The sequence below is a fragment of the Agarivorans sp. Toyoura001 genome (genome assembly GCF_005405585.1).
GTDB lineage: Bacteria > Pseudomonadota > Gammaproteobacteria > Enterobacterales > Celerinatantimonadaceae > Agarivorans.
Window position 1 is genome coordinate 1 of sequence record NZ_BJEQ01000029.1, and the last position, 17,156, is coordinate 17,156.

General features: G+C 44.3%; 19 protein-coding genes. 6 read left to right on the forward strand and 13 right to left on the reverse strand.

The genetic code is table 11. The annotated features are described in order from the left end of the window. Positions 1 to 528: 528 nt before the first annotated feature. The 10 genes from galU to FFR00_RS20835 form a co-directional block, all read right to left on the reverse strand. A complete protein-coding gene (gene galU, locus FFR00_RS20790) occupies positions 529 to 1,425 on the reverse strand; it encodes a UTP--glucose-1-phosphate uridylyltransferase GalU (protein WP_137675342.1) in 897 nt (298 codons plus the stop codon). A gap of 170 nt (positions 1,426 to 1,595) precedes the next feature. Continuing rightward, positions 1,596 to 1,868: a helix-hairpin-helix domain-containing protein gene (locus FFR00_RS20795; protein ID WP_161985221.1), complete on the reverse strand. Its 273-nt coding sequence runs from the start codon at positions 1,866 to 1,868 to the stop codon at positions 1,596 to 1,598. Positions 1,869 to 2,005: 137 nt separating this feature from the next. Continuing rightward, positions 2,006 to 2,305: a YciI family protein gene (locus tag FFR00_RS20800; RefSeq protein ID WP_137675344.1), complete on the reverse strand. Its 300-nt coding sequence runs from the start codon at positions 2,303 to 2,305 to the stop codon at positions 2,006 to 2,008. A gap of 1 nt (position 2,306) precedes the next feature. After that, the gene (locus tag FFR00_RS20805; RefSeq protein ID WP_137675345.1) at positions 2,307 to 2,870 is read right to left on the reverse strand and encodes a septation protein A; all 564 of its coding nucleotides are present in this window, start codon (positions 2,868 to 2,870) and stop codon (positions 2,307 to 2,309) included. A gap of 70 nt (positions 2,871 to 2,940) precedes the next feature. Further along, positions 2,941 to 3,747: a tryptophan synthase subunit alpha gene (gene trpA, locus FFR00_RS20810; RefSeq protein ID WP_137675346.1), complete on the reverse strand. Its 807-nt coding sequence runs from the start codon at positions 3,745 to 3,747 to the stop codon at positions 2,941 to 2,943. Then, positions 3,747 to 4,937, reverse strand: coding sequence for a tryptophan synthase subunit beta (trpB, locus tag FFR00_RS20815; RefSeq protein ID WP_137675347.1), 1,191 nt, complete (start codon positions 4,935 to 4,937; stop codon positions 3,747 to 3,749). Before trpB ends, trpA begins: the two co-directional genes overlap by 1 nt. 51 nt (positions 4,938 to 4,988) lie before the next feature. Beyond that, on the reverse strand, positions 4,989 to 6,371 hold the full coding sequence (trpCF, locus tag FFR00_RS20820) for a bifunctional indole-3-glycerol-phosphate synthase TrpC/phosphoribosylanthranilate isomerase TrpF (protein WP_137675348.1): 1,383 nt from the start codon (positions 6,369 to 6,371) through the stop codon (positions 4,989 to 4,991). Next, entirely contained in the window at positions 6,368 to 7,372 is a 1,005-nt protein-coding gene (gene trpD / locus FFR00_RS20825) for an anthranilate phosphoribosyltransferase (protein WP_137675349.1), read from the reverse strand. Before trpD ends, trpCF begins: the two co-directional genes overlap by 4 nt. Further along, entirely contained in the window at positions 7,372 to 7,968 is a 597-nt protein-coding gene (locus tag FFR00_RS20830; protein WP_137675350.1) for an aminodeoxychorismate/anthranilate synthase component II, read from the reverse strand. The genes trpD and FFR00_RS20830 overlap by 1 nt, the downstream gene beginning before the upstream one ends. Beyond that, positions 7,958 to 9,541 (reverse strand): anthranilate synthase component 1, encoded by a 1,584-nt coding sequence (locus FFR00_RS20835; RefSeq protein ID WP_137675351.1) that lies wholly within the window; start codon positions 9,539 to 9,541, stop codon positions 7,958 to 7,960. Before FFR00_RS20835 ends, FFR00_RS20830 begins: the two co-directional genes overlap by 11 nt. A gap of 242 nt (positions 9,542 to 9,783) precedes the next feature. On the opposite strand from FFR00_RS20835, the gene FFR00_RS20840 reads away from it, so the two are divergent. Genes FFR00_RS20840 through rluB form a run of 5 tightly spaced genes read left to right on the forward strand, consistent with a single transcriptional unit; the run spans position 9,784 to position 13,523 of the window. Then, positions 9,784 to 10,608 carry a PHP domain-containing protein gene (locus FFR00_RS20840; protein ID WP_137675352.1) on the forward strand — a complete coding sequence of 275 codons (825 nt, stop codon included), beginning with the start codon at positions 9,784 to 9,786 and terminating at the stop codon, positions 10,606 to 10,608. A gap of 42 nt (positions 10,609 to 10,650) precedes the next feature. After that, positions 10,651 to 11,271: an L-threonylcarbamoyladenylate synthase gene (locus FFR00_RS20845; protein ID WP_137675353.1), complete on the forward strand. Its 621-nt coding sequence runs from the start codon at positions 10,651 to 10,653 to the stop codon at positions 11,269 to 11,271. Next, entirely contained in the window at positions 11,272 to 12,081 is an 810-nt protein-coding gene (locus FFR00_RS20850; protein ID WP_137675354.1) for a ScpA family protein, read from the forward strand. Continuing rightward, positions 12,082 to 12,636 carry an SMC-Scp complex subunit ScpB gene (scpB, locus tag FFR00_RS20855; RefSeq protein ID WP_137675355.1) on the forward strand — a complete coding sequence of 185 codons (555 nt, stop codon included), beginning with the start codon at positions 12,082 to 12,084 and terminating at the stop codon, positions 12,634 to 12,636. 26 nt (positions 12,637 to 12,662) lie between these two features. Next, a complete protein-coding gene (rluB, locus tag FFR00_RS20860) occupies positions 12,663 to 13,523 on the forward strand; it encodes a 23S rRNA pseudouridine(2605) synthase RluB (protein WP_137675356.1) in 861 nt (286 codons plus the stop codon). A gap of 53 nt (positions 13,524 to 13,576) precedes the next feature. On the opposite strand, the gene FFR00_RS20865 is transcribed toward rluB, so the two are convergent. The 3 genes from FFR00_RS20865 to FFR00_RS20875 form a co-directional block, all read right to left on the reverse strand. After that, positions 13,577 to 14,173: a Yip1 family protein gene (locus tag FFR00_RS20865; protein ID WP_137675357.1), complete on the reverse strand. Its 597-nt coding sequence runs from the start codon at positions 14,171 to 14,173 to the stop codon at positions 13,577 to 13,579. Positions 14,174 to 14,364: 191 nt separating this feature from the next. Beyond that, positions 14,365 to 15,108, reverse strand: coding sequence for a UDP-2,3-diacylglucosamine diphosphatase (gene lpxH, locus FFR00_RS20870; RefSeq protein ID WP_137675358.1), 744 nt, complete (start codon positions 15,106 to 15,108; stop codon positions 14,365 to 14,367). Positions 15,109 to 15,114: 6 nt separating this feature from the next. Next, positions 15,115 to 15,612, reverse strand: a complete 498-nt coding sequence (locus FFR00_RS20875; protein ID WP_137675359.1) for a peptidylprolyl isomerase — start codon at positions 15,610 to 15,612, stop codon at positions 15,115 to 15,117. A gap of 152 nt (positions 15,613 to 15,764) precedes the next feature. Here FFR00_RS20875 and cysS point away from each other — a divergent pair, with 152 nt between their 5' ends. After that, positions 15,765 to 17,144: a cysteine--tRNA ligase gene (gene cysS / locus FFR00_RS20880; protein ID WP_137675360.1), complete on the forward strand. Its 1,380-nt coding sequence runs from the start codon at positions 15,765 to 15,767 to the stop codon at positions 17,142 to 17,144. Positions 17,145 to 17,156: the final 12 nt, after the last annotated feature.

Sequence of the window (17,156 nt, forward strand, 5' to 3'; positions counted from 1 at the left end):
AGTAGGGCGAAGGCCGTCAGGAAAAAGCGTGCTTTTTTCGGCCGAAGCGGAAGCAGCTATGCTGCACCCCTGTTCCACCGCCAGGCTCTTATTACTAAGCCCGCTCAATGAGCGGGCTTTTTTATTGCCTGCGATTTATCGCTCGAGGCAATTTACTCTGCGTTTTTAAAAGAGCTTTATTCTACCCTTTCCCGCTTATCACTCTCTTGAACATACAAGGTAGACCAATGGTTTTCTTTGGCTTGCTTTTTTACAAGGCTGGCACCCTCACTTGTACCCACTGAGCCTATTCGCTATTTTCTGATGATGGACTACACGGGTTGTTGTGCTTCCTTTCTAGTGTAGCTAGCCGCTTACTTAGGGAGTTGTTTTGTGAGATATGGAAAAGCGATTAGTAAAATAAGATTATTACTAGTAGAGAGTACGTTTTTATAGAAAAGAATGGGTATTCATGATTTAAGTTGTGGTAGGGCTAAATGTTGGGGAGGGCTTTCAAAGCGCTAGTTAAGCGCTTTGAAGTGTTGTAGCTTAAAGCTTAAGTTCAGATAGGTATTTAGTGAATCTATCCCTTAGTTCAGGATGGCGTAATCCGAACTCAACGATGGCTTTCATATACCCAAACTTGCTACCACAGTCATGGCTTTTTCCTACCATGTAATAGGCTTGGGTAGCTTCTTTAGTCATTAGACTGTCGATTGCATCGGTAAGTTGAATTTCATCGCCAGCGCCTGGAGCGGTTCTTTCTAGTTCATTCCAGATTTGTGCGGAGAGTACATAACGACCGACAACCGCTAAATTTGAAGGTGCGTCCTCAATAGCTGGTTTTTCCACAGAGCCTATCATATCTGCTGATTCACCTGGCGTAAGCTTCTTGCCGTCAATATCGACAATACCAAACTTACTTACATCCTCTTTAGCAACAGCTTCAACCATTACTTGGCTAGAACCCGTTTGATTAAACTTAGCAACCATATCCGCCAAGTTTTCAGTACGAAGATCTGAAGTGGAGTCATCAAGTACAACGTCTGGTAGTAACACGGCAAATGGTTCATCGCCAATAAGGGGGTGAGCACAGAGAATGGCATGCCCCAGTCCTTTTGCGACACCTTGGCGTATGTGCATGATGGTTACGTCTTTAGGGCAAATCGAACGCACTTCTTCAAGCAATTGGCGTTTGACGCGTTTTTCAAGTGTGGCTTCTAACTCAAAGCTGGTATCGAAATGGTTTTCGATTGAATTTTTACTCGAGTGGGTCACTAAGATGATTTCTTTGATGCCAGCGGCGATTGCCTCTTGAACCACATACTGAATCAACGGTTTGTCTACTATCGGCAACATTTCTTTGGGAATAGCTTTCGTTGCTGGCAACATCCTTGTGCCAAGTCCAGCCACTGGCAGTACAGCTTTTTGTACTCTTAGGGTCATTTTCAGTCTCTTGAAAAGTAATGGTAAATGCTTGGTTAATGTAACATGTGAAAGTGACATTTTAAATTGTGATAAATCAGATCTGTGGGGATATATAATTAAAGACTTACTAGAAGAAGAGCAGTCGCCCTAGTTTATGCAACTAGCTGCGGACGATGCTTGTTTAGGAGTTAGTCGACATACATTCGATCTTTATTATCTAGGTAAATTTTCTCTCCTATGCCTGGAACTAATACAATTTGCTCTACGTTTTTGAAGTTCCCATTTTGCTGACGATATTTAACAATTGCCGCTGATTTTGATATTCCTACTCCTTTTAGCTCATCAAGCTGCTCAGCGCTGGCGGTATTTAGGTTAAGTTGGGCAGTGGGTTCATTAGCGAAAGCATTGCCTAGACCAATTGCACTGAATACTATAGCGATGAGTAGTTGTTTCAAATTCATGGTTATTCTCCTTTTTGATAAAACCATGAATAAATGTAGGGCAACAACCAAATAGGTGAATCACTCATTTGAGTGAAATTGCTAGAAACTCGAAGCGAAAGTGAAGAAAAGGCGAGAGAGACTCGCCTTTTAATAGACTAGGGAAGTACTTTTTTGAAGGGTTTAACAGTTACTTTGGCATAAACCCCTGCATCAACATATGGGTCTGCATCTGCCCAGCTCTGTGCCTCTTTGAGACTGGCAAACTCGGCGATCACTGTTGAGCCGGTAAAGCCAGCTTCAGCTGGGTCTTCAGCGTCAATCGCTGGCATTGGTCCTGCGACTAGTAAGCGCCCTTCATTAAGCAAACTATTCAGTCTTTCTAAGTGAGCCGGACGAGCTTGTTTGCGCATCTCTAAACTGTTTTCAACGTCTTGGGCATAAATTACGTACCACATACTAACTATCCTTTTTCTGAGATAAAGACTCTTGCTGGTCTTTAGGTAAGTGTTTATACAAATAAACCACTGTTCCTACGGTAAATACTAGTGTTAATCCGAGTAAACCAAACACCTTGAAGTTTACCCAAAACTCTTCTGAATAAGTAAATGCAATATAGAGGTTCAAGGTACCGCAGGCGATAAAAAACAATGCCCAGGCAACGTTTACTTTTGACCAAACTTGATCGGGAAGGGTCATCTCTTTACCCAACATTTTTTTAATCAATGGGCTGCCGAAAGCAAATTGACTCACTAATAAAACCAGTCCAAAAATCCAGTTGATGACCGTTGGTTTCCACTTGATAAAGTCGTCATCGCGTAAAATTAGGGTTAAGCCACCAAAAACCAAAATCAGAACAAAAGAGATGAGGTGCATTTTCTCAACTTTCTTATTTTTAATGTAAGAAATAGCCAGCAATATCGCAGTTGAAATTATTAGTGCCAGCGTAGCGGCATAAATGTCCTGCATTTTGTAGACAGTAAAAAAGATAATTAGGGGAATAAACTCGAAAAACTGTTTCATAATTCCTCAGTAGTCGCGGTTAATAAAAAAGCCGCTAAAAAGCGGCTTTTGATAGTATCAAGAAGCGTGCTTAAACGGTAGCCGCTTTCATTGAGCTAGCGAAACCACGCAGGGTTTCTAGCATTAGCGGTTTGTTATCTAGGTTATTCTCGATAATTTTTACCACTGCCGAACCAGAGATTGCTCCCGCAGCGCCTGCTTCTATCGTTTCAGCAACCTGCTCGGGTGTAGCGATACCAAACCCAAGTAAGGCTGGGGGGGCATTGAATTGCTTCAATTTACTAAGCAGTTTGCCAACAGGCACGCCAGCTTTGGTTTCTGCACCAGTGACACCAGCACGACTAACTAGATAAGTATAACCTTGGCCGTACTCAGCGACTTTCGCTAATGTTTCATCATCAGCATTTGGCGGTGCAATAAAAATACTTTGTAAACCGTGTTTGTTAGCAGCTTCTCTAAATGGCGCCGATTCACGTATTGGTACATCGGCGACTAACACAGAATCTACGCCAGCTGCGGCTAATTTTTGGTAAAAGGTTTCAATACCGGTTGAATAGACTAGGTTCGCGTAAAGCAGCAGGCCAATAGGTACTTCTGGGTATTTTGCACGAATTGCTGTGAGCATTTCTAGGCACTTTGGCGGGGTAACATTCGAGGCTAAAGCGCGTACGTTTGCACCTTGAATAGTTGGCCCATCAGCTACTGGATCTGAAAAAGGAATGCCGAGTTCCAGCGCATCAGCACCGCCTTCCATAAGAGCATCAACAATCGCTAAGGATTGTTCCAAATCAGGATCGCCCAAAGTAACAAAAGGAACAAAGGCACCTTGTTTTTCAGCGCTTAAACGCTGGAATAGATTAGCGTAACGTTGAGTCATTATAGGCTACCTCGTTCTTCGAATATTTCAGCTACGGTGAAAATGTCTTTATCACCACGACCCGATAAGTTCACCAGTAGAATCTGTTCTTTGTTTTTATCTTGCTCCGCCAATTTAAGGGCATAAGCTAACGCGTGGGCAGACTCTAGGGCTGGGATAATACCTTCGCTCTCTGCTAAGGCTTGAAAGGCTGCTAATGCTTCTTCGTCGGTGGCTGACTCATAACTTGCACGACCAATCGCATTAAGGTGAGCATGTTGAGGACCAACTGATGGGAAATCCAAACCTGCTGAAATTGAGTATGACTCTTCAATTTGGCCGTTAGGATCTTGCATTAATAACGAGTGCATTCCAAAGAACATGCCTTTGCGACCATGTTTAAGTGGTGCGCCATGTTGGTCGGTATCAATACCTTTGCCGGCAGGCTCTACACCAATCAGTTGAACGTCTTCTTCTTTAATAAAGTCGGCAAACATACCAATAGCATTTGAACCTCCTCCTACGCAGGCGATAACCGCATCGGGTAAACGACCTTCTGCTTTAATGATCTGCTGTTTGGCTTCTTCGCCAATCATCTTTTGAAATTCGCGTACAATGGTTGGGAAAGGGTGAGGCCCTGCCGCAGTACCCAATAAATAGTGGGCAGTGTCGTAACTGCCTGCCCAGTCTCGCAGGGCTTCGTTACAGGCATCTTTAAGCGTAGAAGAGCCGCTATGAACGGGAATAACTTCTGCGCCCATGAGTTTCATACGAAACACATTGGGTTTTTGGCGCTCACAGTCAATCGCACCCATGTAAACACGGCATTTTAACCCCAGTAAAGCACAGGCTAACGCTGTAGCTACGCCATGCTGGCCAGCGCCAGTCTCAGCAATAATTTCTTTTTTACCCATGCGTTTTGCGAGTAGAGCTTGGCCCAATACCTGGTTGGTTTTATGGGCGCCACCGTGAAGTAAGTCTTCACGTTTAAGGTAAATTTTGGTTTTTGTTCCAGCAGCTAAGTTGCGACATAGCGTTAACGGGGTAGGTCGGCCAGCATATTCACTGAGCAAACCATTAAACTCTTCCAAAAATTCTGGGTCTTGCTGGGCGTCAATAAATGCTTGCTCTAATTGATCGAGAGCAGGCACTAAAATTTGTGGCACAAACTGGCCACCAAATTCGCCAAAATAGGGATCTAATTTATTCATTGTTGACTCATACTTTTAATAATTGGCTAACGTGTCTTAATCTTTGGCAGATTAGTACTGTCTAATTTTCTCAAATGCCGCTTCAATTTTTGCAAGGTCTTTTATTCCCGGAGATTGCTCTACTCCTGAGTTTAAATCTAACCCGGCGGCAGCAAACGCTAATGCGTCTTGAATGTTAGCTGGGCTTATACCGCCAGCTAACATCGCACCTTGACTGTGCTCACCTAATAATTGCCAATCAAAGGTTTGGCCTGTGCCGCCACTTTGGCCTGCGACCTTACTATCGAAAAGTATTTTGTCGGCATTATTAGGAGCACTAGGCAGTTGTTCACTTACGCCCAGCGCTTTCCATACTAAGCTGCTATCAAGTTGCGTTTTTAGTTGTTCAATGTAGCTTTCATCTTCATCGCCGTGTAATTGCACCGCGTGAAGTTGTAACTGATTGGCTATCGTTGCTACGTTACTTACTGAGCTATTTACAAACACACCCACAAAATTAAGCGGAGCGGCTTTCACTAGCTGTTCGGCTTGCCCTAGATCTACACAGCGTGGAGATTTTTCGGCAAAAATTAAACCTCCGTATACCGCACCCGCTTGGTAAACCGCTTGTACATCTTGCTCTCGGGTTAAACCACATACTTTGTTTTCGCCTAAAATGAGCTTACGACAGGCCATATCCACATCATCTTTGCTCATTAGCGAACTACCCACTAAAAAGCCGTTAGCATATTTAGCCAACTCGCGAACTTGTTGATGTTGGTAGATGCCTGATTCTGAAATAATGATTCTATCTTCAGGGATCTGCTTCGCTAGTTCAGGAGTACGGTCTAATGTAATCGAAAGATCGCGCAAATTACGATTATTTATTCCAATCACTTTGGCATTTAACTCTATGGCACGCTCTAGCTCTTGTTGGTTACTCACTTCTGTGAGTACACCTAAGTTGAGTTTATGGGCCACGTTAGCCAATAGGCGATATTCGTTGTCATCCAATACCGACAACATCAACAAAATGGCATCAGCTTTGTAGTAACGCGCAAGATAAATTTGATACTCGTCAATGAAGAAGTCTTTACACAATACCGGTTGCTCAACCTGCTCACGAACTTGCGTAACGTAGTCAAATTCTCCTTGAAAATACTTGGTATCGGTAAGCACTGAAATGGCCGCGGCGTAGTTTTTGTATACGCCAGCAATTAAATCCAAATCAAACTCAGGGCGAATCAAACCTTTCGAAGGAGAGGCTTTTTTACATTCCAAAATAAACTTAGCTGGGCTGCCGCTCAAGGCTTGATAAAAATTGCGCTCGGTGGGCTCAACTTGGTCAATAAAGCTGGCTAAAGGTTGCTGTTGCATACGCTCGGCTAACCAGATTTCTTTATCTGCCACAATCTTGTCGAGAATGGTGGCTTGTTTTTCTAGTTGTTGGCTCACTGGCTCATCTCCGCCAATTGGTTTGCTAAGGTCAATGGTCGGCCAGAGGCCATTTCATCTATGGCCATTTGAACGCCTTGGGCGACGCTATCAGCTTTACCCGCTAGTTTTAGAAGCATTGCCACGTTTACTGCTACAGCGGCTTGCTGTGCGGCGGAGGCTTTGCCTTGTAATAGGTCTATGGTAATCGCCTTGTTTTCTTCTGGGGTGCCGCCTTTAATAGCAGCTAAGTCTGCTTGCTCAACCCCAAAGTCAACAGGGTTTAAGGTATATTGTCTAACCTCACTACCATTAATCTCTGCAATTTGAGTGGGGCCGTGTATTGCCACCTCATCTAGGCCAGCGCCATGCACCACCATGGCTTTTTTCATGCCCAGCTGTTGCAGGGTTAGGGCGATAGGTGAAACAAGCGCTGGGTCATAAACGCCCATGACTTCCATAGTAGGGTGAGCTGGATTAATTAGCGGGCCAAGCACGTTAAAAATGGTTCGCGTTTTTAGGGTTTGGCGAACCGGCATGGCATGGCGTACCCCTGCGTGGTATTGCGGCGCAAACAAGAAACACAAACCTAATTCGTCTAAACAGCGGCGTGCTGTTTCTGGTGTCATCTGAATATTGATACCCAGTGCGGCTAATAAATCAGACGAACCTGATTTACTGGATACACTGCGGTTACCATGTTTTGCCACTTTTACCCCAAGGCTGGCTGCCACAAATGCTGAGGTGGTGGATATGTTAATGGTGTTATGGCCATCACCGCCAGTGCCTACAATATCGGCAAAGTCGTAATCAGGACTAGGAAACGGCGCTGCATTGTTTAACAAGGCTTTAGCCGCGCCAGCAATTTCTTGTGGTTGCTCGCCTTTAATTTTTAAAGCGGTAAGTAGTGATGACAATACAATAGGGTCTACTTCACCTTGAATCACTTGACTAAACACTTGCTGTGCTTGCTCGGTGCTAAGGTTTTGTCCTTGATATAGCTGCTCTAAAATAGCCTGCATTACGTTTGCTCCTGCTGTGTTGCCCAGTCTAGGCTGCGGGCTAACAACGTTGCCCCTTCGCTGGTTAAAATGGATTCTGGGTGGAACTGAAAGCCCACGACTTTATCGGCTTCATTAATTATTGCCATTGGCATCTTTTGGTAATGCGCGCTTACTGTTAAACCCTCTGGCATAGAGGTTGCCACGAGAGAGTGATAACGCGCCACCGGCAGTGGGTTGGTAAGCCCTTCAAACATGAGTTTGTTGTCGTGGTCAATGGCCGACGATTTACCATGAACAATTTCATCGGCTTTACCTACCACGCCGCCGTAGCTTTCTACTAGCGCTTGATGGCCCAAGCAAATGCCAATAATGGGCACTTGGCCTTTACACAAATCAATCAGCTCTAACATGCAGCCAGCCTGTTGCGGGTTACCGGGGCCTGGAGAAAGCACTAATACCGGTGGAGTTGGGCTGTCGTCTATATGCTGTTTGATTTCACTGGCGCTCAAATGATTACGGTAAATTCGCACATCTAAACCTTGGCTACGAAACTGATCCACTAAGTTGTAAGTGAATGAGTCAAAGTTATCGAGTAAAAATACACTATGAGTCATGGCTAACGTCCTTCAAAGTAGAGCCGTGGGCGCGGGCAATGGCATTTAATACAGCAGCGGCTTTACTGCGGGTTTCGTCTGCTTCTGCTTGTGGCAATGAATCATACACGACACCTGCGCCAGCTTGAACATGGGCGACCTGATCTTTTACAAAGGCTGAACGAATAACAATACAGCTATCCATGTCACCATTACCTGCAAGATAACCTACCGCGCCACCATAACTGCCTCGGCGTTGTTGTTCTACCGAGCGAATCAGCTCTGCTGCTCTAATTTTGGGGGCACCCACCAAGGTGCCCATATTCATACATGCTTGATAAGCATGCAGTGCATCTAAATCGCTGCGTAAAGTACCAATGACTCGTGATACTAAGTGCATAACGTGGCTATAGCGGTCTACCTTTAGCAAATCGGCTACATGGCGAGTACCTGGCTCACTGATTCTGGCTACGTCGTTGCGTGCTAAATCAACCAGCATGATATGTTCTGCGGTTTCTTTTTTGTCTAAGCGCAGCTCTAGCTCCAAGCGGCCATCTAAATCACGGTTAATTGAACCATCGTCATTAAAACCGCGCTTACGGGTGCCGGCAATGGGGTAAATTTCTACATCGCGGCTGTTTGCAGAATATTTAATGGCGCTTTCAGGGGAGGCTCCAAACAATACAAATTCGCTATCTTGCAAATAGAACATGTATGGGCTGGGATTAGTGATTTTAAGTTCTCTATAAGCCGCTAAGCTATCTGGGCAAGAGAGTTTGAAACTGCGAGAGGGAACCACTTGAAAGATGTCGCCTTGGCGAATGTAGTCTTTCATGGTTTCAACATTTTGGCAGAAATCACGGTCGCTAATATCTGCTTCTATTTTACCTTGGTAGCCACTAAAGTCGGGCTCAGCTTGTTGGTGATTCTCATGTTCACACAGCTCAACCAAATGCGCTAAGCGTTGGTTGATACGCGCTTGTTCATCGTCATGATAGAGCGAACCAATTAAATGGGTTACCTGCTCTTGATGATCAATGAGCAATAAGGTTTCAGCTAGATAAAATTGGTAATCTGGGCAGATGTTAGTGCTTTCGGCTACGTCTTGAAGTTGCTCAAAGCTGGCAATAAAGTCATAGGCAAACACCCCACCAATAAATACACCCTTGTCGTGCTCGGTAAGATCGCCATAAAGGGCAATAATTAATCGCAAAGCATCTACCGGAGAATTTGCTTTTAAACGAGAATCTTCATCTAGGTTAGTGGCTGGGAGAGGGTAGTGCAGAACCAGTTGAGTGGCAGATTGTTGAGTAATAAGAGAAGCGTCGGTTTTGCTCGCTATTGCGGCTATTACTGCTTCACCATTCAGCGAAATAGCAGAGAAGTTTACTTGCCGCCCGGTGCACGTAATCTTTAGCGCCGCATCGGCCAAAATCAAACTCTGTAAATTCTCTTTACTGTCAATTTCTGAAGACTCTAGCAATACGTTGTGCTGGCTTTCTTTACACAATTCTTGATAGAGGCTTAGCGGATCGTGCACATAGCTCGCATCTATCACTTGGTTGTTTAGCTGCACCCTAGGGTGATTACTCATGGTTCGTTACTCCTGGATAAGGCCGTAGCGTAAATATAAAAAAAGCCCGCGTTAAGCGGGCTTTTTGTTGTTCTGTAAAATGTATTGGAAATACAACAACTCACACCCGTTTATTTCGGAGTGCGCCACCACCAAGATTTGTTGGTAAGAAGAAAAGTTGTCATGTTTATCCTAAGTCATTCTGATAAACTAAGTTAACTGTAAATGACATAACCAAGTCAAGAAAAATATTAGGAAATTTAATGCGATTTGATTTGCATTGCCATACTACTGCCTCCGACGGCGGCTTAACGCCAACGGAAATAGTAATGCGTGCTGAAAACATGCAAGTCGACGTTTTGGCTATTACTGACCACGATACAACCGATGGCGTGGCCGAAGCAAAAGCGAGCGCAAAACACCTACAAATTATCGCCGGCACTGAAATATCTACTGCTTGGCATGCCTTTGACATTCATGTAGTAGGTTTAAATCTTGATACCTCAAATTCCCTACTTCAACAGCATTTGCTTGAGCAAAGAGATAAGCGTGAAATAAGGGCTAAAGAGATGAGCCGCCGTTTAGAAAAGGCCGGTATAGATGGTGTTTATAGTGAGGCTAAACGCCTGGCAGGCACTGCGCCTATCACTCGCTCACATTTTGCTAAAGTGTTGATAGAGCGGGGCATAGCCAGCAGTTTCAATAAGGTATTCGATAAGTACTTAAGCCGCGGTAATACCGGCTATGTGCCAAATAATTGGATGAGCATTGCCGAGGCAGTAGCGGTTATTCATCAAGCGGGTGGAGTGGCTGTATTAGCTCATCCAACTCACTATGACTTATCGAATAAGTGGATCCGTAAACTGGTCGCTGAGTTTGCTGATGCTGGCGGAGACGGTATGGAAATAGCCATGCCGCAAATCTCCAAAGACCAGCTGAAGTGGCTTGCTGAATTAGCGGAACAACATGGCCTAAGTGCCTCGCAGGGTTCAGATTTTCATCATCCTTCTCCTTGGCGAGAACTGGGTAGAGGTTTACACTTACCCGAGAAGTGTCAGCCTATTTGGCTACGCTGGCAAAATCAATAATCTGCAAATGCCAATGGGGCATTCGTAATAGCAGGGATCGTTATGAGTCAATTTTTCTATGTACATCCAGACAACCCTCAGCAGCGTTTAATGAAACAAGCTGCTAGCCTTATTAAGCAGGGTGGTGTGGTGATTTATCCCACGGATTCAGGCTATGCCATTGGTTGTCATATTGGTGACAAGGCTGCGTTAGAGCGAATTTGTCGAATTCGTCAGCTAGATAAAAGCCACCATTTCACTTTAATGTGCCGCGATTTGTCAGAATTATCGGAATACGCGCGAGTGGGCAATCAGGCTTACCGCTTATTGCGTAATAATACCCCTGGGCCATACACCTTTATTTTTAAAGGAACCAAAGAAGTACCGCGCCGTTTACTAAACCCTAAACGTAAAACTATCGGTATTCGAGTGCCCGACAACAAAATTGCGTTAGCCATGCTAGAAGAGCTTGGTGAGCCGTTAATGTCTTCGAGCTTAATTCTTCCGGGTAATGACTTGACGGAGTCTGATCCGGAGCAAATCCGTGATGACTTAGAACACCAAGTTGATCTCATTATCAATGGCGGCTATTTAGGAGAACAACCTACAACGGTAGTCGATTTGTCGGAAGATGAACCTGAAGTGCTTCGTAGCGGCGCGGGCGACACAAGCCCATTCGAATAAATGCAAGATAAGCTTTCGCCTACTCAACAGCTAACGCTTGCCAGTGTAAATGGCGAGCCTTGGCTGGATATTCCCGATGACTTGTTTATCCCACCCGATGCTATGGAAGTTATTCTTGAGCAGTTTGAAGGGCCTTTAGATTTATTGCTGTACCTTATTCGAAAGCAAAAACTCGACATAGAACGCTTGCCTGTATTGGCCATTACCCAACAATACATGGAATACATTGAAGCCATGCGTATGCTGAAACTAGAGCTGGCGGCAGAGTACTTGGTGATGGCAGCCTTACTGACAGAAATAAAATCACGTACCTTGTTACCGGTTCAAGAGCATGAACAAGAAGAGCTTGATCCGCGCGCTGAGTTGATTAGGCGTTTACAAGAATACGAACTGTACAAAGACGCGACCGAAAAGGTAGATATACTGCCGCGCCAACAACGCGATACTTTTGATGCTTTGGTGGCTAAACCTGATGAGCTACCGGTGAATGTTATCTACCCAGAAGTAACCATGGATGAATTGCTGCAAGCTATGCGAGGTATTGCTCAGCGAGTGGTTAATTTTGAGCACCACGAGATAAAGCGTGAGAAATTATCAACACGACAACGTATGAGTGACATTCTTGCGAGATTACAAGCGCATCAATTTGTTGAATTTACTCAACTGTTCTCTTTAGATGAGGGGCGTAGCGGTTTAGTGGTGAGTTTCCTGGCGATTCTTGAGTTAATTAAGGAAGGCTATATTAAGTGCGTACAAAGCCAGCCATTGATGGCGATTCAAGTCATACTCGTTAGTGCGGAAGAAGTATAGATGACAGTAAAACCCAACTTAGTGAAACTAGTCGAAGCTGCTTTGTTTGTTGCTGGCCGGCCACTTAGTGTTAAGGAGCTACAAGCAACGGTATTGGCCGAGGTGGGGTTAGCTCGTACGCAGGTTAATATGATTTTGGAAGAATTAGTGCAACGTTACCAAGATTCTGGCATTGAGTTAGTTGAAACGGCTTCCGGGTTTCAGTTTAAAGCTCGGCAACAGTATGCTCCGCATTTGGCTAATTTATGGGCCGAAAAAGCCCCCAAATTTAGCCGCGCCATGTTAGAAACACTGACCTTAATTGCTTATCGGCAACCTATTACTCGCGGTGAGATTGAAGCTATTCGTGGGGTTGCGGTGAGTAGCCATATCATTAGCGTGCTTAAAGAACGTCATTGGATCCGCAGTGTTGGCCATAAAGAAATACCCGGCAGACCTACCTTGTTTGCTACCACTAACAACTTCTTAGATTACTTTGGTTTGAAAGATCTGGCTGATTTGCCAGAATTAGATCAATCTTTACTTGAAAAACTGCCGCAAGACTTTCAGACTTAGCGCACTTTATCATTCGGATAAGAAAAATGAGTGAAAAACTTCAAAAAGTCCTGGCCCGTAGCGGTTTAGGCTCACGTCGTGAGATGGAAGCTGTAATAGACGCAGGGAGAGTTAGCGTAGATGGGGCTATCGCCAAGTTAGGCGACCGCATCGAAGAAGGGGCAGAAGTTAGAGTGGATGGTCGAGTTATCGACATTCAGAAAGTGGAAGATACTATTTGTCGAGTACTGGCTTACCACAAATCAGAAGGTGAGATCTGTTCTCGAAGCGACCCAGAAGGTCGTGAAACGGTATTTGACCGCTTACCACGTTTACAACATGGTCGCTGGATAGCCGTAGGTCGTTTAGATATTAATACCTCTGGTCTGTTGTTGTTTACAACCGATGGTGAATTAGCTAACCGCTTAATGCACCCAAGCTTTGAAGTTGAACGTGAATATGCCGTGCGTGTATTTGGTGATGTAAATGACGAAGTCATTCAAACGTTACGCAGTGGTGTGGAGCTAGAAGATGGTCGTGCTGCATTTACCACGGTAAGGCGTCAAGGCGGTGAAGGTATCAATCAGTGGTACTCAGTAACCTTAAGTGAAGGCCGAAACCGCGAAGTGCGTAGAATGTGGGAATCACAAGGCATGCAGGTTAGCCGTTTGATTCGCGTACGCTATGGTTTAATTCCATTACCTAAAGGTTTGCCTCGCAGCGGCTGGCAGGAAATGCCATTAGAGCAAGTTAACTACTTGCGTGGTTTGGTGCAGTTAAGCAAAGAAGAGAATACTGTTATTAAGATTGATGACAGAGTGCGTAGTAGCCAACGTATTAGAAAGTCAGTACGAAAGCATCGCTCACGTACCCAAAGCCAAGCGGCAAAAAGAAGACGATTAAAATAACAGCATATGTAAAAAAGCTCGCTAATTAGCGAGCTTTTTTATTGCAGAAGGAGTTAGTTAGCAAATATGGGCCCAGCCCCGCTAGACCACAGAATTACCGTTGAGATAAGTACTGTCACTAACATCACTAAGCCTACGGTAACTAAACTACTGGCGAAGATGAATCCACGCTCTTCAGGGATATGCATAATAATTGGTACTCCCGTGTAGAGTAAGTAGATAGCGTAAGTAACGCCTACTAAGCCTGCTACCATAACAAACCAAGGTTCAGGATAGAGCGCTGCAAAGCCCACCATATACACTGGTGTAGCAACGTAAGCTGATAGTTCTAGAGTTTGTTGATAAGTGGTATCGGTATTAAAGGTTTTGGCCATCCATAACGCGGCGTAGGCTAAGCACAATACCACGGTAACCAATGCTGCATACATCGCAACAGACATAAACACCGCACTTTCACTGGTGAGTGAGAAGCTATTTGCTCCTACTTTCCAGCCAATATGTACCGTAGAAAAGTAACCACAAATGGCAGGAATTAATGCCATTAATAACAAGTGAGATAAGCTCGCTCCGATCCCTTCGTGGTGCTTATCAATGTCTTGCCATTCTTCTTTTGTATGTGAAGCTAGTCCCCAAACATGACTAAATAACATAGGCGCATCCTCGCAAAATTAACATTAGTGCAACATTAACAATTAAGTTATGCGTGATGACTGCTAAGTCGTCAAGTAGTTTATAAAATAAACAAATCGGCTTTGGCGGTGCTTAATGATTGATTAGACTAGATTTTGCGCTATTTTTATAACAAATGGCAATAGCAAAGCGCTAATGCTTAATGTTGATTTTATTGACCAAGCTCAAGCTTCTGAGCCTGACCATTCGCCGTTAAAACTAAACCGTTGTTATCAACGCTTAATATGCTCATTTGTTGATACCAATCGCCTAATACTACACGGTATTTGGTACCGCTTAATGCTAGCTGGTGGATCTCTGGGCGGTGGGTATGCCCATGAATCATGTAGTCAATTGGCTGCTCGGCAAAACGTTGCTCAACGGCTTGTTGGTTAACATCCATAATACCCAATGATTTACTGGTATTCGCTTGCTTACTTTTACTGCGAATTTTATTGGCAATGCGTTGCCGAACAAACAAGGGCAGTAGTAAAAACAGTCTTCTTAACCAAAGCTTTTGAGTGACTTCGCGGTATTCTTGATAACCTACATCGTCTGTACACAGGGTATCACCATGAAGAATGAGCACTTTTTTGCCGTATAAATCAACAAGCTTCTCTTCTTCGAGTAAGGTCATGCCACAGCGTTTAGCGTAGGCTTTGCCAACCATAAAGTCTCGATTACCATGAATGAAGTAACTAGGTACGCCAGAATCGCTTAGGGCTTTTAAGGCTAATTCTACTTGTTTAGCAACGGGCGTTTTATCATCGTCACCAATCCAAAACTCAAACAAGTCGCCTAGTATGTAAAGTGCGTCGGCTTTTGGGGCTTGTTGCTCAATAAAGTCTAGAAAGGCCCGAATGATATCGGGCCGATCGTCACTAAGATGTAAATCCGCAATAAAATAGGTTAGCACCTAAGCTTATTCCGCAACACTTACAGATTTAATAACCACTTCTTCTAGTGGTACATCAGAGTGAACGTAACCAAAGTTGCCGGTATCTACACCTTTAATTTTGTTTACTACGTCCATCCCTTCAACCACTTCAGCAAATACGCAGTAACCCCAACCTTCGGTAGTTTCTGCTTTAAAGTCCAAAAAGGTATTGTCATTCACGTTAATGAAAAACTGAGCAGAAGCCGAATGAGGATCCATGGTGCGTGCCATTGCTAAAGTACCGGTTTTGTTTGATAAACCGTTGTTCGCTTCGTTTTTAATTGGCGCATTGGTTTCTTTTTCTTCCATGCCAGCAGCGAAACCACCGCCCTGAACCATGAAACCGTCAATAACACGGTGGAAGATAGTGTCAGTGTAAAAACCGTCGTTTGCATAATCTAAGAAGTTTTTAGATGTTTCAGGCGCTTCTGCAGTGTTTAATTTAACAACGATATCGCCAAAGTTTGTGTGTAAAGTAACCATTTTTTCAGCCTTTTTTGGTAAGTGAACCGATTCTAAACTTTCCCATGCGCAGTGACTAGTCACAGTGCTTAAATCGGCTGTTTTTCCTTATCGGCGATGGTAGAATAGCCAGCTTAAGAATTTACCCGTAGATGGAACAGGAAAACAAATAGATGTTACAGATATACAATACCTTAACCCGCAAGAAACAAGCTTTTAAACCTTTAGAAGAAGGGAAAGTGGGTATGTATGTTTGTGGAGTGACCATTTACGATTACTGCCATATTGGCCATGCTCGCACCTTCGCCGCTTTCGATACCGTAGCTCGTTACTTACGTTGGTCAGGCTATGAATTAAATTTTGTACGTAATATCACTGATGTTGACGACAAGATTATCAAGCGTGCGGCTGAAAATGGCGAAAGTTGTGAAGCGCTAACAGAGCGTTTTACCGATGCTATGCATGCCGACTTTGACGCTCTAAATATGCTACGCCCAGATATAGAGCCTCGGGTAACCACCCACATGCCTGAAATCATAGAGGTAATCGAGAAATTGTTAGCTAATGGTCACGCATATGTAGCGGATAGTGGTGACGTATTGTTTGAAGTGAATACTTTTGCTGACTATGGAAAGCTGAGCTTGCAGAACCTTGAAATGCTGCAAGCAGGCGCGCGGGTAGAAGTCGAAGAAGATAAACGTAACCCCTTGGATTTTGTGCTGTGGAAAAGCGCTAAGCCGGGCGAACCAATGTGGGAATCGCCTTGGGGTGATGGTAGACCTGGTTGGCATATAGAATGTTCAGCAATGAACATGAAGCACCTAGGCGATGTTTTCGATATTCATGGTGGTGGCTCAGATTTAGCCTTTCCTCATCACGAGAACGAAATCGCCCAGTCTTGCTGTGCCCATAAAACCAATTATGTGAACTATTGGATGCACTCGGGCATGGTGCAAGTAGACAAAGAAAAAATGTCGAAATCCTTGGGTAACTTCTTCACCATTAAAGATGTGCTAGAAGTGTACGATCCGGAAACGGTGCGTTACTTCTTATTGTCTGGTCACTACCGCAGCCAATTGAACTACTCAGAAGGTAATCTTAAGCAATCTCGCTCTGCACTAGAGCGTTTATATACCGCTTTACGCGGAGTTGAACTGCAAGATATTGCCGGAGAAAAGGCCGAAGTTTACCGAGCGCAATTTAAAGCGGCGATGGACGATGACTTTAATACGCCAGAAGCCTTACCAGTATTGTTTGAGTTAGCCAAAGAGATTAACCGTGTTAAAGAGAGCGATGTGAAGTTGGCTGGGCAATATGCCAGTTTGTTACTTGAGTTAAGCAGCGTACTAGGTGTTCTTAACCAAGACGTAGATAGCTTTTTACAAGGCGGACACGATAGCGAAGTAGCTGAGATTGAAGCATTGATTGTTGCCCGTAATGAAGCCCGAGCTAACAAAGATTGGGCTGCCGCAGACATTGCGCGTAATCGCTTAAGTGAAATGGGCATTGTGCTAGAAGATGGAGCGGGCGGAACTACTTGGCGTAAGGCTTAAATAAAGTATTCA